Source organism: uncultured Nitratireductor sp. (genome assembly GCF_913053745.1).
Lineage (GTDB): Bacteria > Pseudomonadota > Alphaproteobacteria > Rhizobiales > Rhizobiaceae > Nitratireductor.
The window spans coordinates 25,865-51,418 of sequence record NZ_CAJXGF010000008.1 but is presented as its reverse complement, the minus strand read 5'-3'; the positions used below and the strand labels follow the sequence as shown (position 1 = coordinate 51,418).

The 25,554-nt window shown below is 58.0% G+C and carries 23 protein-coding genes; 15 read left to right on the top strand and 8 right to left on the bottom strand.

The features are described 5' to 3' along the window. From sctV to QZ638_RS02745, 5 genes are all read right to left on the bottom strand, one after another. Positions 1-2,029: type III secretion system export apparatus subunit SctV (gene sctV, locus QZ638_RS02765; protein ID WP_295806569.1), on the bottom strand; the 2,029-nt coding region annotated here is incomplete at its 3' end. Then, complete coding sequence (locus QZ638_RS02760; protein WP_295806566.1) at positions 2,022-2,285, bottom strand: hypothetical protein; 264 nt, start codon at positions 2,283-2,285, stop codon at positions 2,022-2,024. The genes sctV and QZ638_RS02760, both read right to left, overlap by 8 nt. A 73-nt stretch (positions 2,286-2,358) precedes the next feature. Further along, positions 2,359-2,796, bottom strand: a complete 438-nt coding sequence (locus QZ638_RS02755) for a hypothetical protein (RefSeq protein WP_295806564.1) — start codon at positions 2,794-2,796, stop codon at positions 2,359-2,361. Then, on the bottom strand, positions 2,793-3,785 hold the full coding sequence (locus tag QZ638_RS02750) for an FHA domain-containing protein (RefSeq protein WP_295806562.1): 993 nt from the start codon (positions 3,783-3,785) through the stop codon (positions 2,793-2,795). The genes QZ638_RS02755 and QZ638_RS02750 overlap by 4 nt, the downstream gene beginning before the upstream one ends. 117 nt (positions 3,786-3,902) lie before the next feature. Next, positions 3,903-4,085 carry a hypothetical protein gene (locus QZ638_RS02745; protein WP_295806560.1) on the bottom strand — a complete coding sequence of 61 codons (183 nt, stop codon included), beginning with the start codon at positions 4,083-4,085 and terminating at the stop codon, positions 3,903-3,905. Positions 4,086-4,282: 197 nt separating this feature from the next. Between QZ638_RS02745 and QZ638_RS02740 the strand changes: the two genes are divergently transcribed. Together QZ638_RS02740 and QZ638_RS02735 are read left to right on the top strand one after the other, a co-directional pair. Further along, positions 4,283-5,149, top strand: a complete 867-nt coding sequence (locus QZ638_RS02740; RefSeq protein WP_295806558.1) for a MurR/RpiR family transcriptional regulator — start codon at positions 4,283-4,285, stop codon at positions 5,147-5,149. A 28-nt stretch (positions 5,150-5,177) separates the two neighbouring features. Continuing rightward, positions 5,178-14,246 carry a glutamate cyclase domain-containing protein gene (locus QZ638_RS02735; RefSeq protein ID WP_295806555.1) on the top strand — a complete coding sequence of 3,023 codons (9,069 nt, stop codon included), beginning with the start codon at positions 5,178-5,180 and terminating at the stop codon, positions 14,244-14,246. Between the two features lie 37 nt (positions 14,247-14,283). On the opposite strand, the gene QZ638_RS02730 is transcribed toward QZ638_RS02735, so the two are convergent. Beyond that, positions 14,284-15,249, bottom strand: a complete 966-nt coding sequence (locus QZ638_RS02730; protein ID WP_295806553.1) for a LysR family transcriptional regulator — start codon at positions 15,247-15,249, stop codon at positions 14,284-14,286. A 53-nt stretch (positions 15,250-15,302) separates the two neighbouring features. After that, positions 15,303-16,004, bottom strand: a complete 702-nt coding sequence (locus tag QZ638_RS02725) for a L,D-transpeptidase (protein ID WP_295806550.1) — start codon at positions 16,002-16,004, stop codon at positions 15,303-15,305. Positions 16,005-16,334: 330 nt separating this feature from the next. Here QZ638_RS02725 and QZ638_RS02720 point away from each other — a divergent pair, with 330 nt between their 5' ends. Genes QZ638_RS02720 through QZ638_RS02685 form a run of 8 tightly spaced genes read left to right on the top strand, consistent with a single transcriptional unit; the run spans position 16,335 to position 21,422 of the window. After that, the gene (locus QZ638_RS02720; RefSeq protein ID WP_295806547.1) at positions 16,335-16,808 is read left to right on the top strand and encodes a type III secretion protein; all 474 of its coding nucleotides are present in this window, start codon (positions 16,335-16,337) and stop codon (positions 16,806-16,808) included. Positions 16,809-16,825: 17 nt separating this feature from the next. Continuing rightward, positions 16,826-17,017 carry a hypothetical protein gene (locus tag QZ638_RS02715; RefSeq protein ID WP_295806544.1) on the top strand — a complete coding sequence of 64 codons (192 nt, stop codon included), beginning with the start codon at positions 16,826-16,828 and terminating at the stop codon, positions 17,015-17,017. 32 nt (positions 17,018-17,049) lie between these two features. Continuing rightward, the gene (locus tag QZ638_RS02710; protein WP_295806543.1) at positions 17,050-17,487 is read left to right on the top strand and encodes a hypothetical protein; all 438 of its coding nucleotides are present in this window, start codon (positions 17,050-17,052) and stop codon (positions 17,485-17,487) included. Between the two features lie 8 nt (positions 17,488-17,495). Continuing rightward, complete coding sequence (sctJ, locus tag QZ638_RS02705; protein WP_295806540.1) at positions 17,496-18,311, top strand: type III secretion system inner membrane ring lipoprotein SctJ; 816 nt, start codon at positions 17,496-17,498, stop codon at positions 18,309-18,311. After that, positions 18,257-18,940: a hypothetical protein gene (locus QZ638_RS02700; RefSeq protein WP_295806537.1), complete on the top strand. Its 684-nt coding sequence runs from the start codon at positions 18,257-18,259 to the stop codon at positions 18,938-18,940. Before sctJ ends, QZ638_RS02700 begins: the two co-directional genes overlap by 55 nt. Positions 18,941-18,965: 25 nt before the next feature. Further along, on the top strand, positions 18,966-19,595 hold the full coding sequence (gene sctL / locus QZ638_RS02695) for a type III secretion system stator protein SctL (protein WP_295806536.1): 630 nt from the start codon (positions 18,966-18,968) through the stop codon (positions 19,593-19,595). Then, complete coding sequence (locus QZ638_RS02690; protein ID WP_295806534.1) at positions 19,592-20,944, top strand: FliI/YscN family ATPase; 1,353 nt, start codon at positions 19,592-19,594, stop codon at positions 20,942-20,944. The genes sctL and QZ638_RS02690 overlap by 4 nt, the downstream gene beginning before the upstream one ends. Further along, the gene (locus QZ638_RS02685) at positions 20,937-21,422 is read left to right on the top strand and encodes a hypothetical protein (protein ID WP_295806530.1); all 486 of its coding nucleotides are present in this window, start codon (positions 20,937-20,939) and stop codon (positions 21,420-21,422) included. The genes QZ638_RS02690 and QZ638_RS02685 overlap by 8 nt, the downstream gene beginning before the upstream one ends. On the opposite strand, the gene QZ638_RS02680 is transcribed toward QZ638_RS02685, so the two are convergent. Beyond that, entirely contained in the window at positions 21,409-21,612 is a 204-nt protein-coding gene (locus tag QZ638_RS02680; protein ID WP_295806526.1) for a hypothetical protein, read from the bottom strand. The genes QZ638_RS02685 and QZ638_RS02680 overlap by 14 nt on opposite strands. A 25-nt stretch (positions 21,613-21,637) precedes the next feature. Here QZ638_RS02680 and sctQ point away from each other — a divergent pair, with 25 nt between their 5' ends. From sctQ to QZ638_RS02655, 5 genes are all read left to right on the top strand, one after another. Continuing rightward, on the top strand, positions 21,638-22,513 hold the full coding sequence (gene sctQ, locus QZ638_RS02675; RefSeq protein ID WP_295806524.1) for a type III secretion system cytoplasmic ring protein SctQ: 876 nt from the start codon (positions 21,638-21,640) through the stop codon (positions 22,511-22,513). After that, positions 22,506-23,159: a type III secretion system export apparatus subunit SctR gene (gene sctR / locus QZ638_RS02670; RefSeq protein WP_295806522.1), complete on the top strand. Its 654-nt coding sequence runs from the start codon at positions 22,506-22,508 to the stop codon at positions 23,157-23,159. Before sctQ ends, sctR begins: the two co-directional genes overlap by 8 nt. A gap of 12 nt (positions 23,160-23,171) precedes the next feature. After that, entirely contained in the window at positions 23,172-23,441 is a 270-nt protein-coding gene (locus QZ638_RS02665; protein WP_295806519.1) for a flagellar biosynthetic protein FliQ, read from the top strand. 3 nt (positions 23,442-23,444) lie between these two features. Beyond that, complete coding sequence (gene sctT / locus QZ638_RS02660) at positions 23,445-24,263, top strand: type III secretion system export apparatus subunit SctT (RefSeq protein WP_295806517.1); 819 nt, start codon at positions 23,445-23,447, stop codon at positions 24,261-24,263. Positions 24,264-24,399: 136 nt separating this feature from the next. Then, positions 24,400-25,236: a DUF1445 domain-containing protein gene (locus tag QZ638_RS02655; RefSeq protein ID WP_295806515.1), complete on the top strand. Its 837-nt coding sequence runs from the start codon at positions 24,400-24,402 to the stop codon at positions 25,234-25,236. The last annotated feature ends 318 nt before the right edge of the window (positions 25,237-25,554 follow it).

Here is a 25,554-nt window from a genome sequence, read left to right as displayed (position 1 = left end):
AGGAAAGCACGGGTAGTTTCACTTTCTGGCGCGTTAGCAGACTGCGGACATGACGCCGCACGTCCGCGCCCGTCAGAACCACCGGAGCGGTTCCGGCCGTCGCCATTGAAAGCGTCTCTTCTATCTGTCCGGCGATGAACCGCGCCTCCTCATCGCTAACGTTGATGAATGCACCGGCAGATGTATTCTGAACTGCGTTTCGCAGTGCTTCTTCCGCCGAAGGTTGCAGGATATACGCGGCAATGATCCCGTCGCGGTCGGCCATGCGAAAGCTGATCTGTCGTTTCAAGGCGATGCGTACATGCTCACACAAAAGTGCCGCATCTTTCTCGTGCTGACCCTGCTCGATAAGGGCTTCCAGTATGATGCGAGTATGATTGATCGGGATGTCTTCAACGACGAGCCGGCGAAGGATTTCCGATAGTTTTTGAAGCGGAACGGTTTCCTGCGCCTCACGGACAAGATCGGCGTATTCGTCTTCCTGCGAAGACAGCAGTTTTCGTGTTTCCTGAATGCCTATGAAATGATCTGCATAGCCGCGCAATGCATGCTCAATGACCTGGCCAAGAAATTCCGCATGCTGAAGATACTCCAAATTCGCCTTTGCGAGATCTGCGAGATAACGGTTTTCAACCCATACCGGCTTCTGCCGGCCCGCCACCGATTGCCCGGTGATGAAAGGCACATTCAGAAGTTCCAGATCCGTAGGGTTTGCGGTGACAAGCACTTGATCGTGAGGCACCTCTGCGGAGAGAATGGGCGCGCCTTCAAGATCCACCCGTAGGTGATGGGTTTCGATACCATCGTCTACATACGTACCCATGGGGGGAACTTCGATGCCGAGATCGGCCTTGAGAGTAGCCCGGACCTGTTCACACCGTGCGCTAAGCTCCGCTTTTGGCACCAGGTTTCCGAGGTCGTTGCCGAGCCGCACAACAATGCGGGTCGGTGCCGATAAACTGGGGGCCTTTTCGTACTGCAGCGATCGGGTTTCGCTGTCTGTCGATGTCTGATCCTCAGTCGGCGAGGTAATATCGATCGGCTTGGTTTCGCCCGACCGCCGATAGATTCCATAAGCGCCAATGCCCAGGATTGTCCCGAGTGTGAGAAACACGAGCGAAGGGAAGCCGGGCACCAGGCTCAAGGCAACAAGAATGACAGCCCCGAATGTGAGGGTCCGGGCGTCGCGCAGCAACTGTCCGGTGATCTGCCGACCAAGGTCGCTCTGATCTTCTGCCCCTGTGACCCGCGTGATCATTGTTCCCGAAGCGACGGAAATCAGTAGTGCTGGAATTTGCGCGACAAGACCATCCCCCACTGTCAGAAGCGAATAGGTCTGCAGGGCTTCGCCGAGCGACATTCCTTGCTGCAACGTTCCAACCGCAAAGCCGCCGATCAGATTAACCAGGATGATAAGTATGCCGGCGATCACATCGCCTTTGACAAACTTCATGGCGCCATCCATTGCGCCATAGAGCTGGCTTTCATGCTCGAGCTGTTTGCGCAGGCGTCGTGCCTCGGCCTGGTCGATATCGCCATTGCGCAGCTCCGCATCGATGCTCATCTGCTTGCCCGGCAAAGCATCCAGCATGAAACGCGCAGCCACTTCGGCAACCCGTTCCGCACCCTTTGCGATGACCACGAACTGAGCAACCGTAATGATGAGGAATATGACGAGCCCGACTGCGATACTGCCACCGACGACGAAAGCACCAAAGGCTGTCACGATCTCGCCTGCGTCGGCGTGAAGGAGGATAAGCCGTGTCGTGGTGATTGTAATCGCGAGGCGAAAGAGCGTCGCCAGTAGGATGACTGACGGCAACGACGAGAATTGCAGAGGATGCGCAACGTAGAGCGCGGCGAGCAGGATCAGCACGCTGAATGCGATATTGGCCGTAATGAGGATGTCCACGAGCCAGGTCGGCAGCGGGATCAACATCATCGTCACGGCGACAAGCATAAGAACGGCGACGACCAGATCGCTGCGCCGGGAAAGTTTCGACAGGACCGGCAAAATCCGCTCAAGCACGGGTTTCGTTCTCCTGTTCGGCGAGAAACTCACGGAAGGAGTTACGTGCCTCCTCCGTCCGACCGGCAAGCGCCAATGCGCGGCTCTTCAGCAATGCGAGGGCGGGATGTCGGGCAGTGTCTTCCATTGTCTCCAGCCGCTCGATCGTGACCAGTGCCTTGTCCGCCTCGCCATCAAGAATAAGAAGGTGCGCGAGAGTGCGCAGGATGCCGGAATCCCCGGGAGCAAGTTGAATTGCAATTAGCAAATAGGCCACCCCTCGCTTCACCTGTCCGTGACTGCCATAGAGGTGACCGAGAACATGCAGGAGATGCACCGTGTCACGCGCGTCAATCAGGTTCCACTCCCCCCTGCATCCTTCTGAGAAGGTACTGATGACGTTCAATTTCCTCCGCCAACAAGGTGGTGGCCATCTCGTGGAGCTCTTTACCCCCTCTCAACTCCGGCACCATCTCGGTTACAAAATGCTCCAGGATGGGAACGGACCGCTCGAGAACTTCGACATTCGGTGTTTCAGGTGCCACGAAATCGGCAAGGAGCTCGTCGGGTGAGCGTTTCCGATCAGGGGGCGCTGAAGGAGCAAGGTCTTGAAAATTGGCTCCTTGCGACGTGTGCGATTCCTGTGTCCGGTTCGCCTGGAGCCCGACTTTGTCGATCTGCTCGCGCCGTGCGGCGTCACCACGCTGCGCCTCTGAATTTTGCGTGGAACGGGCGTTCGAATGAATACTGGACGTATCTATTCGAAGTGCTTCGATGCGTCTTGTCATCGATACTCAATGGCCATTTCTGTTCCGCCTTTGGCCAGAAGCAGTCGCTCGTCCCCGATTTCCTTGATGATCCAGCCGCCGTCGACGAAAGCTCCTTCGTGGAAGCGCGCGCCGCCGGCCGTAATAATATAAGGACGTTCCCCATACCAGATCGCTCGCAGTGGAAGCCGCGGCACGTCGCTGGCGTCACCAATCACAACATTGGACTTCAAGAGGAGGCGGCCGCCGTGAACTTCGTCGAACCAGGCCTGGATCGACCTCCATTTCTCGGCCATATGGTCGGGAATATTGCCGGAGACGACGAGGCGACCTTTCTCAGCCGTCAAGGACAGACCGTCGAGGCCCATCTGCTTCATCTGCGCTTCAAACGCACCAAGCGCTTGCTGCTCACGCACAGGGCCATCTCGCATTGACGTATCCGCGAGCGCCAGACTAGCCGTCCCGCTGTCCGAACTTTCCTGATTGCCTGGAGAAAGCGTATTGGATGCGACTGGAACGGCGAAGACTGCGGCTGCCAAGCCAACCGCAATCATGAACGAGCGGTTCGAAAAAGGCAGTTTTGCAGGGCGCGGTGGGCGTGTGTCGAGCAGGCGCAGATTTGCGCCGCCGAGCGAAATCTCCAGAGGCAGACGACAGCGCCGGCCATAGCCTTCAGGTATAGTGTCTCCGTCGACGATCCGAACCATTCCGCCAAGCGCTTCCAGATATACGCGGTCGCCCTCGATACGGAGGCGCACGTGGATGTCTGCGATCTCAGGATCACTCAGGACAACGTCGGCTTCGACACTCGACCCTACGGTGAATGTCGACTCGGCAAAATCCAACCGGGCACCCGAGTGAAGGCCGGCAGTTACTTCGAAGTCGACGTAAGGCTCACCGCTCGGAACGGCATCGGCATGTTTTTTCAGACCGGGAATGCTTTGGGAAATCCGCCGGACAAGGGCCGTGTCCCGAACGCGGTCAACAATTGGGGTCATCTCCGCCATCATTCAGACGCACCTCTCAACGACTTGCGATATGCTTGAACGTCTCGGCTGAAATTCTCGTAGCTTGGGAAAACGCGTGTCGCATCGAGGCCGCGACACGCATTCCCGACTCATGTTGCATTAGGCCTTCTGGCCTGCCTCGCCGATCTTGCGCGAGATGCTCATGTTGTAGTCGTGCTCCGACTTGGCCATTTCGGCCTTGATGCTCAGATTGAACATTTCTTTCTGGTGCTGAATCATCTTGTCGAGATTTCCATCATTGCTCGACGCGCTGGAAATGGCGCCGGGTGATGAGTCGCTCATTGTTCACTCCCTCGATGGATCAGGTTCATTGATGTGCAGACACCCTTGATGAAGTGGGTGTGTGCACAAAGAGAGTGTAAGATAACGGCGGCGGGAATGAAAGTCCATTTGGAATTTTTTATAAGAATCGTTCCAAATGTTGCATTTTTGTGAAGGTGACCGTAATCTTCAACTGGGCAAGGGGCTAAGAGACAGCGATGAAACAGGGACCATTGGCAGAGCTTTTGATCGAGCGTTTCGAAACGATGCCGCGGCAATTGCAGATGGCGAGCCGTTACGTCCTCGACCATCCGGACGATGTTGCGTTGATATCCATGCGCGAGCAAGCAAATCGAGCCGGCGTTTCGCACAGCACCATGATGCGTCTGGCGCGAACACTGGGTCTGAAAAGCTATGAGGACATCCGGGCGCTTTACGCCAGAGAGTTGCGCAATCCTCATGCCGAGGCGGATTTTACAACGCCAATCGGTATCGAGGGCGTTGAGCAGGGGGTCTTCTCCCGGGTCGGCAGCATGTCGGATACACTTGCCGCGCAGGTTGCAAGCCTGGGCGAATACATCAGTGCAAAGCAGCTTCTCGCGGCGGGGGATACGCTTGCCGGAGCGCGCCGCCTTTTTTGCCTCGGTGTCGAGGCGGAACATGCCGCCGCACATTATTTCGCGCATGCGCTTTCGCTTCTCGGAGAAGACGTAGCGCTGCTGGACTCTGGGGGAGGAACCGGAGTGGGACCCCTCCGGCATGCCGGTGAAGGCGATGCGATCCTTGTCATCGGACTCGAGCCCTACGCACGGGTAACGGTAGAGGTCGCACGCAAGGCAGTCGATCTCGGTGTCACGCTTGTGGCCGTTACGGATAGCCCTGTTTCGCCACTCGCGCGGGCGGCGCACCAAAGCCTCATCGTTACCGCTCGCTCGCAATCGGGATTCTGCAGTGTGGTACCGGCCATCGCGGCTGTTGAATTGCTGGCCGGCTTGATTGCCGACCAGCGCGGAATCGATGTTGAAGGCGCTCTGAGCCGCGCGAAGAAGGAACTCGCTGCCTTCGAGGTCTATTGGAAGCGCTGAGACTGTTTGCCCGCCGTGGAGGAAGCGGTTGGCGACGTCCTTCGGGCTCGAATTGAGGAAGGGAACGCTGATGCCGGTAGGTCGGATTTCGCCACTGATGAAGGCACCTTGGGCAGCCATGGCCGCTATCCGAGCGGCTATTGCGGAACTCCAACGTCAGCAGGCAGAGGCCATGAAGCAGTCATCGCCGGCTTCCTGGGAAGTGACGCGCCCTTCGAGTGGAGACAGTTCTGCCAACGGCACAAACGGGGTAGAACCGACCAGTGCAACGCCAGCGAGCTGGACACCATCGAATAACGATCAGTCTGTGCCCGGCAACGATCCGGACATGCGGCCTATATTCACGCCCGTGACCTTCGAAGACGGTCCCCTTCGAGACGAGCCCTCCGAGGCCGCCCAGGAAACAGCTGACACGATCCTTGAGGAGATTGAAGCGGGTCACAGCATCGATGCCGTTGCCGAGGATCAGGAGATGTCTCGCGATCAGGTGGTCGAGGCACTTGAAGCCGGCGGCTATTCCGTCGAGACGGCGGGGCCAGAGAGTACGGAAGATGGCGTTCATACGACAGAAATTACCGATCCCGACGGCGAACGCACCGTAACGGAATACCGCAATCAGAGTGATGGCACGTACCACACCGGCGTCCAGGAGGAAGGCGGTGAAGAGGAATTGTCGTCGGTTCGTGATGAGCGCGGCTGGAAGGTTGAAGAAGCTCACGATTCCGAAACCGGCGTGACAACGACCCGTTACGAAGACGATCTGGGTTCTGGCACGGTGATCGAGGAACGGGAACTGCCAAGCGGGGTGGTGGTGCGAGAGACCACCACGGAACAGGGCGAGACGACGACGGTCGTTATCTCGGACGGAGAGGAGACGGAACTCACCGCAGATCAGGACGCGACAAGCGGAGGTACGGCGGACATTCTAGACGATGTGGTCGACGGCAAAAGCATCGGCACGATCGCGGAAGAGCGTGGTTTGACGCGTGAACAGGTTATCGCGCAGCTCGAGGCCGCTGGATACGAGGTCGAAATTTCAGACCCGGACCAAGATTTCCCGATATCCCGTGAAATTGAAGTTCGCGATGCCGAATCCGGCGACGTTGAGGCCAGTTTTTTCCGGCACTACCGCAATGGCACCACCATCCGAGAATATGTGAACAAGGATGGCGACCATGTCAGGCGAGTCGAACACGACGATGGCTCGATACACGAAACGGTGACTGATTCTGAGGGGCGGGAGACCGTTACCAGCACGACGCCTGTCAATGGTGGCGAGCCCGTTGAGCACGACGTGGGTGCGGGAGAATCGTTGCACTCCATTGCAGAGAAATACGATGTCACCGTCGAGGAGTTGAGAGAGCAGAACGAGGAACTGCTCGAAGAGCAAGGCGGCGTTATCCATCCGGGCGATAAGATCATTATCGATGGTGCCACCGAAACCACCGTCGAGGAGACGTTCAACGGCCATACGCTGAAAACGGGTCCTGACGGCGAGATGACGCTGGAGAATCACGACAACGGCACGGAGATCGCGATTGAGGCCGGAAGTCTGGAGGAAGCGCTGGCGCGCACCCTGATCTCCATCAATCCAAACAGTGATGACGCGGCTCAAGCCGAGGAAGATGCGATCGTCAAAACCGTCATCGAAGGCATGCTTGCCGGCGATACCCATGAGGAGATCAAAGGTGATGCTGAAGAAGCAGCCGAAGCCACCGACGCCGCGATCGAAGAACACGGGTTGGGGCCTGAAGCGACTCCCGTAACGGAGGTCGACGAAGACGGCAATGTGGTGATCATCGATTTCCAGGGAGAGCCGCCACAGGATCCCAATGTCGACCATGTACCGGTTCAGATCGAGGGCACCTGGCATTGGGTGCATCCCGAAGTTGCCGAAGCCATCATGGCTGAAAAAGTGGCTCTCGGTGAATTGATCTCGTACCAGGAAGAAGTCGAGCGCTTGAACGCGCAGATTGATGTCTGGATGCTTGATCCGGATTCGGAAGACGCCTGGAACGCGGCGGGCAACAAGCTCGACGAGGTTTTCCGCGAAGGGCTCGGGGAACGCTATTCCTGGCGTCGGCCAGAAGCGCAGGCTGAGAACCTCGGTGATGCACGGGAACGGCTGGCGGATGCCGAAGCCGGTGTAGAAGAGGCCAGCGACGCTTTGGAAGCCTATGAGGAAGCCGAGCGCCTCATGGAAGAGGCTATCGACAAGCGCGGTGAAATGCCCTTGTCGCGTCCGGATCCGAATGGCGAGTATGCAACCGAACCAGGCAGTGGTTTCGACATAGAAGAAGTCGTAAAAGAGTACGACGAGGATTTCGCCGAATTCAAATCGCTCGTTTATGAAGCCGATGCCCAGTCCCTTCTGGGGGACAGAACACTGACGGCCTCAATTGTCACGGATATCGAGAACGGTTTCGATCTTTCGATCGAGGGATTGCCGGAGGATGTGGATCCGGTGGAAATCGAAATCGGTGAACAGACAGTCGAAGTCGCGCCGGACGTTGCCGAGGCTTTTGAAGATAAAGGCCTATTGGCTCTTTCCGAGGGCGGACAGCCTGTCAGGATACAGTTTGACGCCGATGGTGACGGTTCAGCGGAATGGCATTGGGTGAGCGGCGCGAAGGCCGCTTCCTGGCTTGAATTCAAGGAGCAACTGTACGCATACGACAAGCAACTGGAGATTACTGCTGCTTACGCTGACTACTATCAGGCCAGAAGCGATCGCGCCGGGATCGAACTCGAAGCGTACGATATCAAGGATCGATTGCTGGATGCCTATAACGAACAGAATGAACACCTGGCCGAGGAGGGTAAAAAACATTCGACCATAGGCGGTGATTATCTCGGCACTTTTCAAAGCCAGGAGGTGATTGAAGAAGATGGACAGCTTTGGGTCGTCAACACATTCTCCGATGGTGAAACGCGGCAGCAGCTGACGTTCGATCTCGGGGTTGTCGATGGGGACGAAAGCTACCGCTATCACGAGCTGAATGATGAATGGAATGCGCTGCTAACAGGTGAGACGGATCCCGGAGCCCCTGTCTGCGCGCCGAATCAGCCGGCGGCGCTGAGGACTGCGGAGCTTCAGGCAGGTGAAACCGTCAATCGCACCCTCGAGGAGCAACTGAATGTCCGGATCGAGGATATAAACGGCCAGATCGAAGAACTCGAACAGGAATACAACGAGCTTCTCGAACAGCACGGCCTGGGCAGCATAGAGCCGCCGGAGGGTGCGCTTCCAGATGGGGTCGATCCGGTTGAGATTGATATAAATGGAACGCCGGTGAAAGTGCACCCCGACGTTGCCGCCGATTATGAGGCACGGGGGCTCGAGGCGCTGAACGGCGATGCACCGGTGGCCATCCAAATCGATATCAATCAAGATGGTAAGGCGGATGAATGGCGCTGGGTCGCTCCAGAGATTGCGCAGAGCCAGATTGCTCTGGACATGGCCCGCGAGCTGAGCGACGGGCTCGACCGGATCCGTGCCTCCGCCGATACGGCTGCCGATTGGCAATCCTTCCAGCAAACGCAACCGCTGAAGCTCTTTGACGACAGTACGTCCCGAGAACACAACAGCGAGCTGGAACACACGTATTTCGATACGCGCAGGGAAGACATGCTGGAGCGCGTTCAACTGGAAATGCAGTCGCTCTACGAAGGCGGATATGACGAGACCTTCCGTCCGGTGGAGGATGGGCTCATCATTGAGGCCCTGCAACTCGATGCTTCGACCGACGAAGGAAACGAGGCGCTCGACAAGGTTCGCGAGGAGATCCGGGATATCGGCGGTGATGACGCCGAAGTCCGCGTGGTACCGGTTTTCTACATCGATGACGAAGTCGGCATGCAGCAGGGTGCGCTTTTTGCAGTCAAAAACAATGATGGCGACACGCGCTATGTCGATGTCGCAGGCAAGGCTTTTGACAGTGTCAAAGACTTTCAGGACAACAACAATCAATATTCCGAAGACGGCGATCTGATCGTTCCCTCCGATCTCCGGATGAACCCGAACGCGGATGGCCACATCGAACTCGACGTTGTTCAGGCCCGGAACGTTTCGGCAATGGACAAGGTCGTTGATCCGCTGGTGGGAATCGGCACGGGAATCGCAACCGTTCTTTCGTTCACACCTGCAGCGCCAATCGCTGCACCAGTGGCTGTTGCCGGCGGGACTTATCTGGGCACACGGGCTGTGATGCACCAGGTCAATCACCTGCAGCATGGCGGTGAATGGGGTGAGAGCCAGTCCTTGATGAATATGGCGATGGTCGCAACGACCGTCCTGCCAATGGCGGGCAGCGGTCTCAGAATGGTCGGAATGGCGCGCAGTCTTAATCTGACAAAAGGCCAGGCATTTCTGGCCGGAATGGGGGCGGTTCGCACATCAGGCGCCGCCAATGCCGCCGCGGATGCCGGGCGTCTCAGCCAAATCTGGCACAAGGCTCCCTACGCTACCGGGCAGGTGGACGATTATATCCGGACAGCGGGCGGATTTAATCTGGCCGCCCATGCGCTCGATGCGAGCGCAATGGCGGTTGGCGCTCCGCTGATGTATGTCACGGCAAAGGACCTGATCCTGCACTACGATCAGATGTCGGGGCTGCAGATTGCCGATGCGATCACCGGCTTTACGACCGGTTTTGCCGGCGCAGGCCTCGGAGCGCAAGGTGCCGCCGCCTATGCCAGGGTAGACAAGAAAACATTCATCCGGGTGAGTGACGATAGGGGTCAAACGATCAGCGCTCCTGTTTATGGGCGTCTTCCGGCGGATCCGAGCGACGTTTATGTTCCGCATCCGAACGGTCCGCAATTGCGCGGCGATGCGCCTGAGGTTGCGGGGAAGACGCATATTCTTGTGCGCGACCCGGAGACGGGCGAGACCGGTATCGTTCCGTGGCATCGGGGAGGATCGCAGGCGCATCGCGCCTCGTCCTCGACCCCGGAAGCGGCGTCGCATCGGTCCGACGGGATCGCGCCTTTCGAGCGGCTGGGGGGCCGGGATGTCCCCGGGGGCTCGGAGGTTCACCAGGTGGCGACACTCTATCCTGGACGGGGCGTCGATCTCTTCCAGGCTCGCGGAGGCGTTGAATCGGCTGCCCGTGTCCTGCATGGGAAGGAGAACATCGTTCTCGTAACGGGGTTCAACGTTGCGCGGGGTATGCCGGAGACAGACGGCCCTCCGGGAACGGCGCTCCTCGGGCGCATGCTGAACGGGCTCGACAAGCAGGTCACTTACGTGACGGACAGTGCCAACGCGCCCGTCTTGCGGGCATCGTTGGAGGCGCTCGGCCAGCCGACAGACCGGATACGCGTGTTCGATGCCCCGCATGAGGCGAGCGCGGCCCGGCAGGCGGCGGACGATATCCTGAACGATGTGCAGCCGGATGCGGTGATGGCGATCGAGCTTCCGGCGCGCAGCGCGGATGGCGAGTATCGCAACATGCGCGGCATTTCCGTGAAGCAGGAGACGGACGAGAACGGTCAGACGCATATTATCAACCCGCCGCTCGACGAGATCGTGCTTGCGGCCAACGAACGGCCGGGCATTGAGACGCTGGGCATTGGCGACGGCGGCAACGAAGCGGGCATGGGCAATGTCAGCCAGCACATTCCGCCTGCCTTGAACGGCGAGCCGATGGCGGCGACGGTGCCTGTCGATTATCTTGTGACGGCGAGCGTGTCGAACTGGGGGGCGGAAGCGGTCGCAGCCTCCATGCTGCGGCTCTCAGGCCGTTCGGACGTGCGGCTTCATACGGGGAATGAGCAGTATAATGCGATAGCCGCGGCGGCGGATGCGGGCGCGGTCGATGGCGTGACCCGGCTTCAGGAAGCCAGCGTCGACGGTTTCCATCATGAGGCACATCGCGGCTTTCGAAGCCTGCTTGCGGATGCGTCGCAAAGGACGAGCGTGGAGCCGATCCAGTTGGGGGTCATGGATTCCAGCAATGGTGGCCTGTTCGCATCCAACAACCTGGCCAGGATCATTCGTGAGCAGACCGGTATATCGGTGCAGCGCGTGATCGGAGTGGATCATGCGAATGCGCCCTATGGGAACCTCCTGCCGGACCAGATTGCCTCCAACACCAACAATGTACTCAGAACACTTGACGGGGTTCTGAAGAGCACGGCTTCACCGAGCGTTATCGCCATGGCGTGCAATACGGCCTGCACTCCGGGGACGAGTGTTATTGCCCGGGGCGTGGATACGCCGGTCGTCAATCTTGTCGACGTAACCGCCGGCAAAATGGTCGAGCTTGGCGGTGAGCGGCCGGTTTCCCTGTCGACGACCGGGACGGTGAACAGCCATGCCTACAGCAACGAGGTCACACGGCTGAGCGGCGGGCGGATCCAGGTACAGGAGATCGGCGCGAGCTCGAAAGACAATCCGGATCTGGATCTGGCGACGCTGGTCAACAGGATGATGCATGACAGTGCCGATCCCGCGGACCAGCAGACGGTTCAGGCGGCGGTCGATCATTATGTGGCGAAGGTCGACGCGGATGCGACGTCTCTGTGGCTGACCTGCACGCATTACCCGGCGCTCAAAGGCCATGTCGAAACGGCGCTGGCCAATCGCGGCATGGATCATGTGCGGGTGGTCGATCCGATGCAGTATCAGGCCGAAGCCGTGATCGATCAGCTTGGGCTGCCGCGGGTTGCCGGTGATGTACCGCCGCCATCGGATACGCCTGCTCCGCTCGTGATCACGAGTGGCGAGGTGATGAAGAGGGATGCGGCGGGTAACCCCGTTTCCGAATGGCGTTCGGCCTTTAATGTCAACAAGGCGGCACAGACCTTCATGGGGCGCCAGGATGTTCGCACGGTGCTGGTGGATTCCTTTGGCGACGGCAATCCGAGCACTCTGGCCGAGATCCGGCATGCGCTTCTGCGGCCGAACCTGCCTCAGGACGGGACGCTCCATGCGCTTTCGGTTCCGATCATAGGTCCCGACGGAGAGACGGTGGGCTGGATACCCAGGGCGTTCCTGGACGACCGGACCCGGCTTGCCGAGTTCAAGCGGCTGGACCAGGATAAAACCCTGACACGGCAGTATGAAGAGACCCTGCGCGAGATCGGCAGGGGCGACGGCGATCCGCCGACCGGGCCGGCAAGGCCGATAGACCAGCCACCCTTGAACGATGGCGATGGGCAGACGATCGCACCGGAAGGGACCGAAGCAACGCAAACGCGAAGTGATCCTTCCGAGCCGAATGCCTGGCGAGGACAGGTCGAGATCGATGCTTCGACCGGTGAGATCTTGAGTCTCGACCTGCCGTTCCATTCCCATGCGGAGCCTGCTGGATGGCCACCTTTTATTCTCAATGGAAAGACGGTTCGCAGCTTCTCGACCGATGACATCGCGAACCTGACCACCACGGAACTGCGTTCGATCGAGGCAAATGCATTTGCACAGCTTTCCACCGATCAGATGGCCGCATTCTCACCCGCGCAGGTCGGCCGGATGCGGTTCGACCAGATCGGTGCTCTTCGTCCCAAGCAGCTCCGCGCAATGAGTGGCGAGCAGTTACAGGCGATCCGACCATTCTCAATCGCGGCCATCAAACCTGGACGGCTTACTAACTTAAGTGCCGCTCAGGCTGCTGCCTTCACGCCAGAGCAGCTTGCGGCAATGACTCCGGAGCAGGTTGCAAAGCTGACGCCTGACCATTTTGCCTCTTTCAACAACGATCAACTTCGTGCATTCAACAGCGAGCAACGGGCCGCCATGCGTTCTGCGCAATCGGCAAAGCTGGATCCGCAGCGGGCTGAACTTCTGCAAACAGGTGGCCAGCCTAATGCACCCACAACGGGGAATGTGTCAGGCAGAATAAAAGATCTGGCGGTTCGCTACGGTCCATATCTCGGTGCAAATGTGACGCTTGCAGCGACCGTTCCGCCTGAAATTCTGATGGTGGGCAACGGCGCCGGCTTTGTTCTGAGGGGCGTGGGAACCACGCCACTTGCATTGGCACCGAAACTTACGGGCCGCGACACGAAGCTTGGCCGCAGTTTGAGTGCATTGAACGCGTTCACTTTCGTGTTGAACGGCGCTTACCACACATCCTCCTACGGCTATGGTGACGGGACACCTTACAATCAACTTTATACAATTTCCGATCACACGGGCGGGGTACAAAACGCGCATCAGGCAATAACCGGAAATGCGTATACGCCTTCCAAAGTCGAGAAGTATGCAGGAATGACCACCATGAATGTGGGCAATGCCTTCCTCATGGCCACGTACTCGGTCCCGGCAGGCCCCGATGCTTGGGTTCCTAACGTTCTTTTCGGTTCGGGGGCGGCATATCTGGCCTATAAAGGTGTGCGCGCCGATATAGACGCGCATCGCGCCGCAAGGCTGGGTCCGGGAGATACCACAGCAGCAACGCGACAAAAGAGTACCGGTCTCTCCGACGCGACAAAAGGTCGGCTGGCTACAGGGGCCGTCGGAGTCGGGCTTTTGGGTTTTGGTACACATTATCTGATTGAAAATGCGTTCTCCGCAGATCAGGCCGAGCCGGCTGTTGAGGAAAACCCTCCGCCGAGCGAGGAAGAGCCACAGGAGAGTTCAACACCACCGCAGCCCAATGAAACCGACGGACCAACCGAGCCAACCTCACCGTCCGAGCCGGCTCCGGAGGAGCCGGACGAACAGCCGCAATTGGTCGTAACGGCAAATGAAGGCCTCAACCTGCGCGATGAGCCTAAGATTGGAGAAAATCGGATAACCGCTTTCCAGCCGGGAACCCTGATAGAAGAAACGGGCGAACGGGAAACCGACGAAACCGGTCGGGAATGGGTTGCCGTGCGCGGCCGTGATTGGGCGGGCAACGAGCATGAAGGCTGGGTTTGCGTGGACTATGTGGAGCCACATGAAGAAGGTGAACAGACCCAACGGGGGCGTATCAATCCAGATCTTGAGAACGGAGAATATGAACGCATCGAGGTGAAACGGGGACAGACGCTCGGCAGTATAGCGCGAGAGCGATCAATCGATACGGCCGATGCCATCATGTTGAACGATCACATTTTCGATCCAAACGTGATCTTCGAGGGCGACCGGATATATTTGCCTTCCGCATAAAATTCGTGGCGCGGCAGATGGGTGCGCAAAGAGTTGGTCAGGCGGTCTTCGCCCGCAACATCACTTGCCTCCGAATCGCGTAGGTCTTTGCAACCTTGGCGGCCAGAAGGGCGGCGTGCTCGGCAATGGGGTTGTACGGATCCATCGAAAAGGATGCCGTGAATTCAAGGTCCGACGGCCGCCATTCGCAACTGACGCTTCGCAACTCGCCTTTCTTCAGTTGTTCCGCTACAACATCATAGGGAAGCGCGCCAATGCCAATCCCATCGACGACCATGCGCAAGGAGGCGGCAAGCGAGTTTGCCGGGAACATTCGCGGCGGATCGTCCATTTCAGCACCGAGTTTGTGGTAGAGCTCATTATACGGTCGCGTCGTGCGGGCATAGGTGATGATCGGATAACGTATCAACTCGCAGAGTGTTATTGTCGTTTGCGGCAAGTCGAGGTGCGGCGCACAGACCCAAACGAGCGGGACGGAAGGCACATCGATGTTTTCGATCCTGTATTCGGATATAGGGCCCATGAGAATGGCGGTGTCGAGCCGGTGCGCGATAATATCGTTGCGCAGATTTAGTGTGACATCCACCACCAGGTCGACGTCGATCATCGGATAACTGGCATGAAATTCTTTCAGGAATTCGGACAGCCACGTGTGCACTATCGTTTCGGCAACGCCGAGACGCAGCACGCCGTTCATCGTCGACAACGTGTTGGCCGCTCGTTGCAGACGATCCGCCGTGCGCAAGGTGCGTCGTACCATCGGAAGCAATTGTTGCCCCATCGAGGTGAGGCGAACAGTGTTGCTCAGACGCTCGAATAGCTGCACGTCCAGTGCTCGCTCAAGACTCGCAATGCGAGCGGAAACGGCAGGTTGTGTCGTATTCAGTTGATTGGCCGCCTTGCGGAAACTGCCGAGGGTGGCCACCCAGAGGAACGTCTCAAGCTGCTTGATGTTAAAGGGAATCATGGCGGTCCTTACGTCACAATCTGTAGCCGTGACCATTTCATCCAAACTCCGATGACTACAATCGCGGCGCGTCTCTTTCGAATACCGAGTCAGTTGCGGACAATGACCGTTGCGCCAATTGCCACCCTCTCATAAAGGTCGATAGCATCCTCATTGGTCAATCGAATGCAACCTGAGGAGGTTGCCTGGCCAACCGTCCAGGGCTGGTTCGTTCCATGGATGCGATAAAGAGTGCTTCCAATATAAAGTGCGCGGGCACCGAGAGGATTGTTGGGTCCGCCTTCCACATGCGCCGGCAAAAGATTGCCTTTTGCTGCTTCTCGCCGGCGCATTTCATCCGGCGGCCGCCAGTCGGGCCATTCGCGTTTTTGCGTTATGCGGTCCTGGCCACTCCAACTGAAACCGTCGCGCCCAACGCCAACGGTATATCGCAGAGCTATTTTATCGCCCAGCACCAGGTAAAGGCGTTTCTGTCGCGTGCTGACGACAATGGTTCCGACCGGCACGGACTCGTTGAACGGCACCACTTCGCGCGTCGGCCGCACGCGGTTCGATTGCGTGTTGGGAGAACCGCGGTCTTCCGACTGTCCGGGTTGAACGAGGGTGTGCGATGTCGCGTCAAAAGACCAGGTTCTGGGGTCGTAGCCACCTGGCTGTGCAAGCGCAACGGAAACGGTCAGCGTCATCACGCCCATCAGTGCAACGGTCCATCGCCGGGGGCAAAACGCGACGGTGGCGGCACGAATGAAATTGCGAAAACGGTCACGCGCTATACCCAGGCAAAATTGCATACGAACCCCATTGGACCATTCGATAAGGATCGGAAGCATATTCGGTTTTCGTGGTCGCGCAACATTTGGAATTTTTTCTAATTTACAGTCCAGTTGGACTTTTCTTTTGAGCCGACTGGTTATAGTGTCACGACAGTATCTCTTTGTGCCGGTCTGCCGGCAAACACGGATTGCGAGAGTATGGCATTCGGCTTCGATAAAAAGATGCGACCGTCTCGATGGCTTTCCGGCTTGATAATTGCCGCGAGCGTTTGCATCAGTGCGCCGGCCCTGGCCGCGGAACCGGAGTGGCCTTCCGGTACATACAAGTACATTACCATTGAGCAGTCCGTGGAAAACGCTTTGCGCGAGTTCGGGCGCAATGTCGGCATACCGGTGGAATTAAGCGAACAGGTGCGTGGTACGCTCAACCATGGCATGCCACGCGGAACCGCTCAGGAGTTTTTGGAGTGGGTTTGCGACCGGTACGGACTTGTCTGGTATTATGACGGATCGATCCTGCATGTGGCGGCGGAAGGGGAAGTGCACACCGAGATGATGAAGCTGGCCGTGGAGGACATGCACGATGTCCGGGCGCGGCTGGGCAGTCTCGGTATCAGCGATCCACGCTATCCGATCCGCCTTCGCGACGAGAACATTCTCTCCGTTTCCGGTCCACCAGCCTATATCAGTGCCGTAAAGGGCGCTCTGGATCTGATGGCGGGGCCTGCGACATCTCATGTTGCCAGAAAGAACAAGGGTTCCGGTACCGTTCGTGTGTTTCGCGGGCGGAGTGTGGCTGAAGTCGAACCCGCCAGGAATTAACGAACAGGGAGACCAACATGCGAGTAGATGCTTCTGGGACAGATCTGCAGCTTCAGGCAAATCAGAAAGTGAAATCCAAAGAGCATGCGTTGGAGGCTCAGATCAGCAACGCGATGGCCGAACAGCCCATGATCAAGAGTACTCAGGTCAACAATTCCGCCAATGAAGCGATCAAGGAAGTGCAGCAGGGCGAGTCCGACGAAGGATAGCCGGAACTGTAAGGCGGCTTAGGAGAGCGGTTATGGAAGCCACAACGGGAATAGCCCCTTCGCAGGCATTGTTGCCATCAGAGATCCAGCCGGGTCAGCCTCCTGTTTCCGTAGAGCAGAATCTTTTCGACTATATGGTCGAAGTTGAAAAGGGGATGGGTGTCGTGGGCGGGTTCAACGATCCGTCGGCGTTCCTCGGTTCCGCGCTGGAAACGGTCGATGGAGTAGCGCAACAGCTCAAAAACGCATTCGAAGACGTGGCAACTCGATCGGAGAATGTGCAGGCTGACAATTCGGCAACTGAAAACGTGCCGCAAGGCGAATCCGGTATGCGTGAAGCCAATACCGAACTTTCAACGACACTCGACCGAGCGATTTCGGTCATGTGGGCGGCCGCGAACGCATCCATGGCGGTCAACGGGATGACAGCAGCCTCATCGTCCGCAAACACATTGATCAAGCAGCAGTAGCCCGTCTCGTGAACACAGCCTTTCTGCAACGGGCGTCATTTGCCAGATGGCTGGGCCAGAGCCGCAGCGTAATCGTTGTTCTGGCGATGCTGCTGTTGCAGGCATGCTCCGTCGAACTTTACACCGGCCTTGATCAACGTCAGGCGAATGAGATCGTGGCCACTCTGGTGCGGCATGGAATTCCCGCTCAACGGCGCGCCGACAACGATGGCGCCATGACGGTTACGGTTGGGAAAGGGCGCTTTGCCGATGCCATGGCCGTTCTGGAAGACGCTGGTCTCCCAAAGACCGAGTATAAATCTTTGGGCGATGTCTTCCAGCGGGATGGCTTGGTTTCGTCTCCGGTCGAGGAGCGCGCAGCCATGGTCTATGGGCTGAGCCAGGAACTTTCTCGAACCATAGCCGATATCGACGGTGTCCTGTCCGCGCGCGTGCATTTGGTTCTGCCCGACAACGATCCGCTCCGCCGGGAGCTTGTGCCTTCGTCCGCTTCGGTCTTCATCCGTCATCGCGCTTCTGCGCAAATGGGCGACTATGTGCCCCAAGTTAAAATGCTCGTTGCAAACGGGGTCGCCGGATTGGCCTACGACAACGTTTCTGTGGTCCTCGTGCCCGCCCAAGGGGTTTCGGATTCGGCGATCGATAATGCGAAATTCGCGACCTTTCTTGGAATGTGGATGCATCCGGATAGCGTCGCTCGGGCGCAGTTTCTGATCTACGGTCTCGGTTTCCTGGTTCTTTGCCTGGCGGGTGGCCTCGGCTTCGAGCATTGGCGGCAGCGCCGCAGTGTGTACACACTTCCCGTACGCGCGAAGAAGACATGACACAGTCGCGCGAAGCACAATTAGACGAACCGGACGTGTGGGGCTCCTTCCTGCGGGAGCCCGCCGCCTATGCGCACTGGGAGCATCTCGCGCAATGCTTTGATCAAGCGGTCAGTCTCGCAGGATCTAAACGTCTCCTGCAATGTGAGCGGTTGCGAGAACGCCTGTCAGAAGTGCTGAACGTCCATTTCGAATTGCCCCCTTTTTCCGCTGCGTCCGAAATCGAGGTCGATCAGGTGGATCGCAAGATTGCTGCGGCAAGCCCGGAACGCCTCGACGATATCGCGTTGCGCGCCGGCGCGGTTTACTGGGGGAACGTTTTTGCCGGCACCATTCTGGGGCGGAATGCAGCCGCATTGCGGGAGGTACTTGGCGCCGATCTGAGTGCATTGGCGGTTGCGAACAAAGATCTCGCGGGTCCGATGCAGCCTCTTGATCCGGTGGAGACGTTGCGCGCGCGCATAGAAGCAGACGGGTGGCGATGCCTAGCCGCTTGGTGCGAGGCCGTCGATCCAGCCATTGGTGTGCGATTTCGCCTCAAAGTGCCGTTGTCGTCAGCCCTTCAGGAGGCGCCGCCAGAGAGCTTTTACAAAACGGGACCGGCGATCGTTCGTCGAACGGCGCTTTGAGCTGTTCTGTGTGGGAGGCGAAGACATGGGCAAAACAGTAGAAGGTGGACTTCTTCATGACCTGCTGCCTGCGAAGCCCTCCGGACGCGTTCTCAAACCGGCGGAAGCACAGGCGTGGCAAAGCGGCTTCGGCTTTCTCGAAACTGCGAAACGCGAAGCCAGTCAGTTGCGGGAGCGGGGCCGGCACGGATACGCCAGTGAGTACGCGCAAGGCTATCAGGATGGAAAAGCCGCAGGAGAAGCGGAGGCAGCCCGCCTGATCTACGACACGGTTGCCAAAGTCGACGGCTATCTTGAGGGTATCGAAAACGAGGTTGTGGGGCTCGCCTTCGACGTCGTAAGGCGTGTTCTGGGTGACCTCGATATCAAGCAGCGCGTGATTCAAGCGGCGAAGCAAGCCGTTGCAGATATCCGGCGAGCGAAGTTTATCCGTATCACGGTTCACCCGAATTCGGTGGCTGATGTTGAAAGCGAACTGGCTGCATTGGTGGATGAAGAAACGCTCGGCTGTGCAGTTGAAGTCGATGGCGACAGCTCCCTAGCGGCGCATGCGTGCATTGTTGCAACAGACCTTTCGGTGTTCGATGCCAGTATTGAAGCCCAGCTCGAGGCACTGGCGAAGGTGGTCGGCGCCGAAGGAGAAGGCAGGCCATGAGCGAAACAAAGCCTGCTTTAGACGCCCGGCTTTCTGAGATTGTGCCGCGGTTGCGCGAGCGGCTGCGCGATGATGCGACGCGACCGCGAAATGGACGTGTGCGGAAGGTAATCGGCGTCGTCATTCATGCCGCCGTGGACGAGGTAAGGCTGGGCGAAATCTGCGATCTTGTGGACCCGAAGACCGGTCGGCGGGCCAAGGCGGAAGTTGTTGGCTTCGCTGATGAGGAGGCGGTGCTCGTACCATTGGGCGATGTGACCGGGCTTTCCAGCCTGACCGAGGTGGTTCCCACAGGAAAGGATTTACAGGTTCCGGTTGGCGCCGGGCTCCTTGGGCGTGTGATCAGCGCCCTCGGCGATCCGCTGGACGACGGTCCCTGGCCACCCGGCGAAATTGAAGGCACTTACCCCGTGCACGCATATCCACCCCCTCCACTCTCGCGCATTTTAATCTCAGAGCCGATCCAGTTCGGTATCCGCGCTCTGGATGGTCTCTTGAGCTGCGCGCGCGGTCAGCGTTTGGGGGTATTCGGAGAACCCGGTGTGGGGAAATCCATGCTCACGGCCGATATCGTACGCGGAACCGACGCAGATGTCGCGGTTGTGGCGCTGGTTGGCGAACGCGGACGCGAAGTACGCGAATTCGTTGAGCGCCAACTCAGCGCGGATGGGAAAGCACGAACGGTCATCGTTGCCGCTACTTCGGATCGGCCGGCTATCGAGCGTGTCAAAGCTGCGTATGTGGCCACCACGATTGCCGAATATTTTCGCGATCAGGGTAAGCATGTGCTTCTGGCCATGGACAACATAACCCGTTTCGCTCGTGCTCAGCGCGAAATCGGATTGGCTTCGGGTGAGCCGCCGACGCGACGTGGATTCCCGTCATCGCTTTTTGCGGCTTTGCCGAGGCTACTGGAGCGTTCCGGACCGGGAGAACGTGGTTCGATCACCGGGCTTTACAGCGTGCTGACGGAGGGCGACGGCACGCTTGATCCTGTTGCGGAGGAGCTTCAGGCATTGCTGGATGGGCACGTCTTTCTGTCCAACGATTTGGCCCGCCGCGACCACTTTCCCGCCATCGACATTCTTCGCAGCCGGAGCCGGTTGATGGAGGACGTTGTGTCCCATGAGCATAAGCTTGCTGCGGGAAAACTGCGTAATCTGCTGGCACGTTATCAGGAGGTCGAACTTCTGATCCGCGTCGGAGAATACAAGGAAGGCGCAGACCCCTTGGCCGATGAAGCGGTACAGAAGATCGATCGCATCCATGATTTTTTGCGTCAACCTTCGAGCACACATGAAGCCATGAGGACGACGTTCGAGCGCCTCCAGGAGATCGCCGATGCGTGAAGCTGAGACCATCGCCCGGCTCCGTGAGTTGCGTCAGTTGCGCGCGCAGCGCGCCCGGGAGACCGTTGTTCGCCGACATGCAGCGATGGTCGGTGCGGAGAAAGCCCTGAGGGATGCTTCGGTGGCCAAAACCCTGCATCTTCAGAAAGCCGCGTCAGAAGAAAAGGCGCAGCTGGCCTCCTTGGTTGGACAGCAAGTCGACGTGGACAGAATACATCAACTCCAGGGTTTTTTTCACCAACGCGCGGACGAACTCGCCCAATTGCTCGACATCGAAAGCAGCGCGTCTGCGGCCGCCCGACGACACGAAGAGAAGCTGGCCGCCGCTCGTGTCGAGCACCGCGTTTGTGCCCGAGCAGTCTCAAAACTGGATCTCGTTTTGGAAAAGCTCTCGTCCAATTCCGTTTATGGCAAGGTTGTCCGCGAAGAGTCCGGGGAGGACGAGCCGGCCGAGCATGGAGCCTTCAAGAAGACATGAGCATCGTCCAAGACACGTCTGAACGACCGAAAAGGCGTGTTGCGACGCGTGAGAAGAAGAACGAGTCCACTTCGCCCATAAAACTACGCGAGATCACTCTTCCGAGAATGCGTGCATTCAACCAGCTGTATCGCTGGCGCGCGCCTTTAAAGTTGACGATTTTCGGAGACCAAGCTTCGGTTTCAGTCATCTGGCCACCTCGGGATGAAGGCGCGTTGCTCGGGACGATCGACTTTACCGTCGATGGGTCGCACGGCCGGCTTGCTGTTCCTTTGGCGGCAATTGACGAATGGATCGCGATGGTCGATCCCGATGTCAATATCGAGCGCCTTGCGCCGGATCATGCGGCGCTCCTGCTGGAGTGTCTCCTGGAAAACGAAATAGACCGGCTCGAACAATATCTCGGCTGTCGGATTGCGCTGTTATCCATCGACCGCGCACCTGCATCGGTCGAGGCGTTCCCTTACGCTTTCGTGTTTTCGCGCGATGATGAGGAAAGTGAGTGTCTTCTCGACCTTGAGGATGGCTGGGCCATTCGCCTTGGGCGAGCATTGAACGAGCTGGAGCCGAAGACACGGCCATCGCGCGTGGATATCCCTGTCAGTGTCAGCATCTGGCGGGGTGCTATCGGCCTGTCGTTGGCGGAATTGAAAGACCTGCGGCCAGGCGACGTGATTTTACCGGACGAAATCAACTCGGCTGAGGACGTTGCCGTAGCGATCTTCGCGAACCGTTTCACTGCCCCGGTTCGGGGAACAGGGGAAGGTTGGCTTTTGATGGCGCGGCCCAACCCCGTCGCGGCCACGAAATGGGAATGGATCATGGATCAGTCGAAAAGACCGGACGCAGCCGCACTCGAGGATTCCGAACTCGCGGAGTTGCCATTGATGGTGGCATTCGAAATCGGGCGTGTGGGAATGTCACTGAAGGATATTTCCCAGCTCACGCCCGGAGCGGTGGTCAAGGTTACCGATGTTTCCGACCAGACGGTGGACTTGCTGGTCAACGGCAAGCGAATTGGCCGCGGGGAGATCGTTCGCGTCGGCGAGGGTCTGGGCGTACAGGTCACTCGGATTTTCGGCGATGCTTGAGAGCGCCCCCAATTTTCTGGGAATACTGGTCGCCATTGGCGCCATCGGGATATTCCCGTTGGCGGTTGTGACGATGACCGGATTTCTGAAAATTTCAGTGGTGCTGTTTCTTATCCGAAATGCACTCGGTATTCAGAATACACCGCCCAATCTGGTGCTCTATGGAATTGCTCTTGTCTTAACCGTTTATGTCACGGCGCCCTTGGTAAGCGAGATTTCGGGGCGTTTGGAAGAGAACAACATCACCTTCCAGTCAAGCCAGGATATGGAGCGTGCAGCCGGACTTATTCGCCAACCTCTAAAGCAACATCTCCTGAACTTCACGCGGCCGGACGAACGATCCTTCTTTCTCCAGGCGACCAATCGGCTCTGGCCGGAAGGTGCACGTGAGGATGTGAAGGGCGACGATCTTTCAATCTTGGTGCCAGCTTTCGTGGCTTCCGAACTAACGCGCGCCTTTGAGATCGGGTTTTTGATCTATCTGCCGTTTCTCGTCGTCGACGTGGTGGTCGCCAGTATTTTGATGACGCTTGGAATGATCATGGTTCCACCCGTGCTGATTTCTGTGCCGCTGAAGCTTTTCTTGTTTGTCGCGGTCGAAGGTTGGTCAAGACTGATGCAGGGGCTCATTCTGAGCTATGTCTAGGACAACGCCATCATGAACGGTGATCTCGTCCTCGCGAAAGTTCAAGCTTCGTTGGTGGTCATACTGCTCGTGTCGGCCCCGGTCATCGTGACCGCGCTCGCGGTCGGTCTAATAGTCGGTCTGGCGCAGGCGCTTACCCAGATTCAGGATCAAAGTCTTCCGCAGATCGTGAAGTTGGTGGCAGTTCTGCTGGTGATCCTGTTTTTCGGCCCATTCATGGCATACCAGGTCGCCGACCAGGCCTCGCTCGCCTTCGAGCAGTTTCCGCGCGTTACTCGCTAGAAGATGCCGGATCTGGAACCATTTCTGGAGGCGATACAAGGTCTCGAATACTATATCGTCGCCACGACATTCGCGCTGGCGCGTATGATCGGCCTTATGACGATTATGCCACTGTTCACACGCACACGGCTGACAGGCGTGTTGCGCAACGGTGCGGCGTTTGCATTCGCGGTGCCGGTGATTCCAATGATTGCGGCTTCATTGCCACAAATGGAAGCGTCTGCGCCGCTCATCATACTTTTTATGTTCAAAGAGGTGTTGATTGGGTTGGTGCTGGGGCTGGTCCTCGGCGTTCCCTTCTGGGCTGCGGAAGCGGCTGGCGAGATCGTGGATCTGCAACGCGGTTCGACCATGGCGGCGCTTCTGGATCCCATGATGACCCAGCAAACCAGTCCCACCGGGACCTTGCTGGGCATCGTGATGCTGATGATCTTCCTTGCCGCTGGAGGGCTCGAGCTGATTCTGACCCTGCATTACCGCAGCTATGAATTCTGGCCGATGGATCAGCTCACTCCGCAGTTCGGTCCCGAGGCAGCGGAAATCATCATTGAATTGCTTGATCGAATCCTTGGTATGGCTGTGCTTTTGATGTTCCCGCTGATCGTAGGACTTCTGCTGTCGGACATTGTCCTAGGCTTTCTTACGCGCGCATCACCGCATTTGAATATCTTCGCGCTCTCCCTGGTGGTAAAAGCGCTGGTCTTCAGTGTCATTCTCGTCCTGTATGGGTCTTTCCTGGTTCACTACATGGACGGAAACATCAGTTTCATGCGTGATGCATCACGCTATATCGAGTTGATCGCCTGCCCGACTTGCATTTGATGATCAGGCAATTCTTGACCCGAGCCGCCCTGGTGAAGAAAAAATCTATTGCAATGGTAAAAAACTAAAAATTTGACAGTGACCGTTGCCGGGAAGATGTTCGATACAACGCAAATAAGCCGAGAGGGGCGGCGTTGTGGTGTTTATCCATGGTTCTAAAGCGTTATCGTTCCACGAAGCGCTGAGCGCCAAAGATGCCGGAAGCCTGCGCAAAATTATCCGGCAAGGCGCTTACGGAGGGCAAACTTCAGGGCTGGCGCCCGGGAAGTTGCAAGCCAATTTGGTCGTTATCCCGCGTCGGTTCGCAGACGATTTTCTACAGTTTTGCAAACGAAACCCCAAGCCGCTACCGCTGGTCGGAGTCAGCCGCAGCGGTGTGCCGCTCGTTCCCCAATTGGGTGATCTGGATCTGCGCACGGATTTACCGCGCTACGATGTCTATCGTTACGGTGCGCTCGTCGGCCGGCCGACGAATATAAGCGCGCTCTGGCGGGATGATTTTTCGGCCTTTGCTATCGGGTCCAGCCACACTTTCGACCACGCTCTTGCAACACGAGGGATTCGATTGCGGCCGATGGGCGGATACAAGGCCTTGCCGATGTACCGCACCATAATCCCCGTTGCACCGGCGGGGCGCTTTGGAGGCCAATGCGTGGTGTCCATGCGTGCCATCCGCAAGGCCGATATCGACAGGGTCCGTGCTGTGACAGCCCGGTTCCCTCAGGCGCATGGGGCACCGGTGCATGTCGGCGATCCGGGAGCCATCGGCATTTCGGATCTGGATCGACCGTGCTGGGGCGAGCCAATCGAATTGGAAGCGGATGAGATTCCTGCTTTCTGGGCTTGTGGTGCAACCGCCCATGACGCGCTGCGGCGTGCCCAACTGGACATCTGCATCATGCAGTCGCCTGGGCATATGTTGCTGACAGATATTGACGATCGGGCCGATATCGGCCCCTTCAAAGTGTATTGACCTCAACCAGCCTTTCCAAGGTGTATGGGTTTTCAGCTTAAACCGAAGAGGTTTCCGGTGAGTCCGGATTGATGATCCATTTTCAAGAACGATTGAATGGAAGGACGTCGCTCTAAAGCCAGTTGATAAGCGGCGTCACGCCTAATTAGAAGCGCAACGCGTGTTCCCTACGGATGGTATGGCCGCGCCCCTGACCAGGCATTGTGCATCCAGAGCCGCCCGCGCTTCAGGCCCGTTCCGGTCGAGCGTCGGTGAAGAGCGGGTGACGAACTGGCGGGCGCCGTTATCGAATGCGCCGCCTTAACGGACATAACTCGA

Coding starts and splice junctions, on each gene's coding strand:
- QZ638_RS02750 (WP_295806562.1), bottom strand. CDS start 3,785: ATGATGGCGGAGATGACCCCAATTGTTGACCGCGTTCGGGACACGGCC.
- QZ638_RS02715 (WP_295806544.1), top strand. CDS start 16,826: ATGCGAGTAGATGCTTCTGGGACAGATCTGCAGCTTCAGGCAAATCAG.
- sctT (WP_295806517.1), top strand. CDS start 23,445: ATGCCGGATCTGGAACCATTTCTGGAGGCGATACAAGGTCTCGAATAC.
- QZ638_RS02740 (WP_295806558.1), top strand. CDS start 4,283: ATGAAACAGGGACCATTGGCAGAGCTTTTGATCGAGCGTTTCGAAACG.
- sctL (WP_295806536.1), top strand. CDS start 18,966: ATGGGCAAAACAGTAGAAGGTGGACTTCTTCATGACCTGCTGCCTGCG.
- QZ638_RS02665 (WP_295806519.1), top strand. CDS start 23,172: ATGAACGGTGATCTCGTCCTCGCGAAAGTTCAAGCTTCGTTGGTGGTC.
- QZ638_RS02690 (WP_295806534.1), top strand. CDS start 19,592: ATGAGCGAAACAAAGCCTGCTTTAGACGCCCGGCTTTCTGAGATTGTG.
- sctR (WP_295806522.1), top strand. CDS start 22,506: ATGCTTGAGAGCGCCCCCAATTTTCTGGGAATACTGGTCGCCATTGGC.
- QZ638_RS02745 (WP_295806560.1), bottom strand. CDS start 4,085: ATGAGCGACTCATCACCCGGCGCCATTTCCAGCGCGTCGAGCAATGAT.
- QZ638_RS02755 (WP_295806564.1), bottom strand. CDS start 2,796: ATGACAAGACGCATCGAAGCACTTCGAATAGATACGTCCAGTATTCAT.
- QZ638_RS02685 (WP_295806530.1), top strand. CDS start 20,937: ATGCGTGAAGCTGAGACCATCGCCCGGCTCCGTGAGTTGCGTCAGTTG.
- QZ638_RS02710 (WP_295806543.1), top strand. CDS start 17,050: ATGGAAGCCACAACGGGAATAGCCCCTTCGCAGGCATTGTTGCCATCA.
- QZ638_RS02725 (WP_295806550.1), bottom strand. CDS start 16,004: ATGCAATTTTGCCTGGGTATAGCGCGTGACCGTTTTCGCAATTTCATT.
- QZ638_RS02680 (WP_295806526.1), bottom strand. CDS start 21,612: ATGACTGAAACCGAAGCTTGGTCTCCGAAAATCGTCAACTTTAAAGGC.
- QZ638_RS02730 (WP_295806553.1), bottom strand. CDS start 15,249: ATGGTCACGGCTACAGATTGTGACGTAAGGACCGCCATGATTCCCTTT.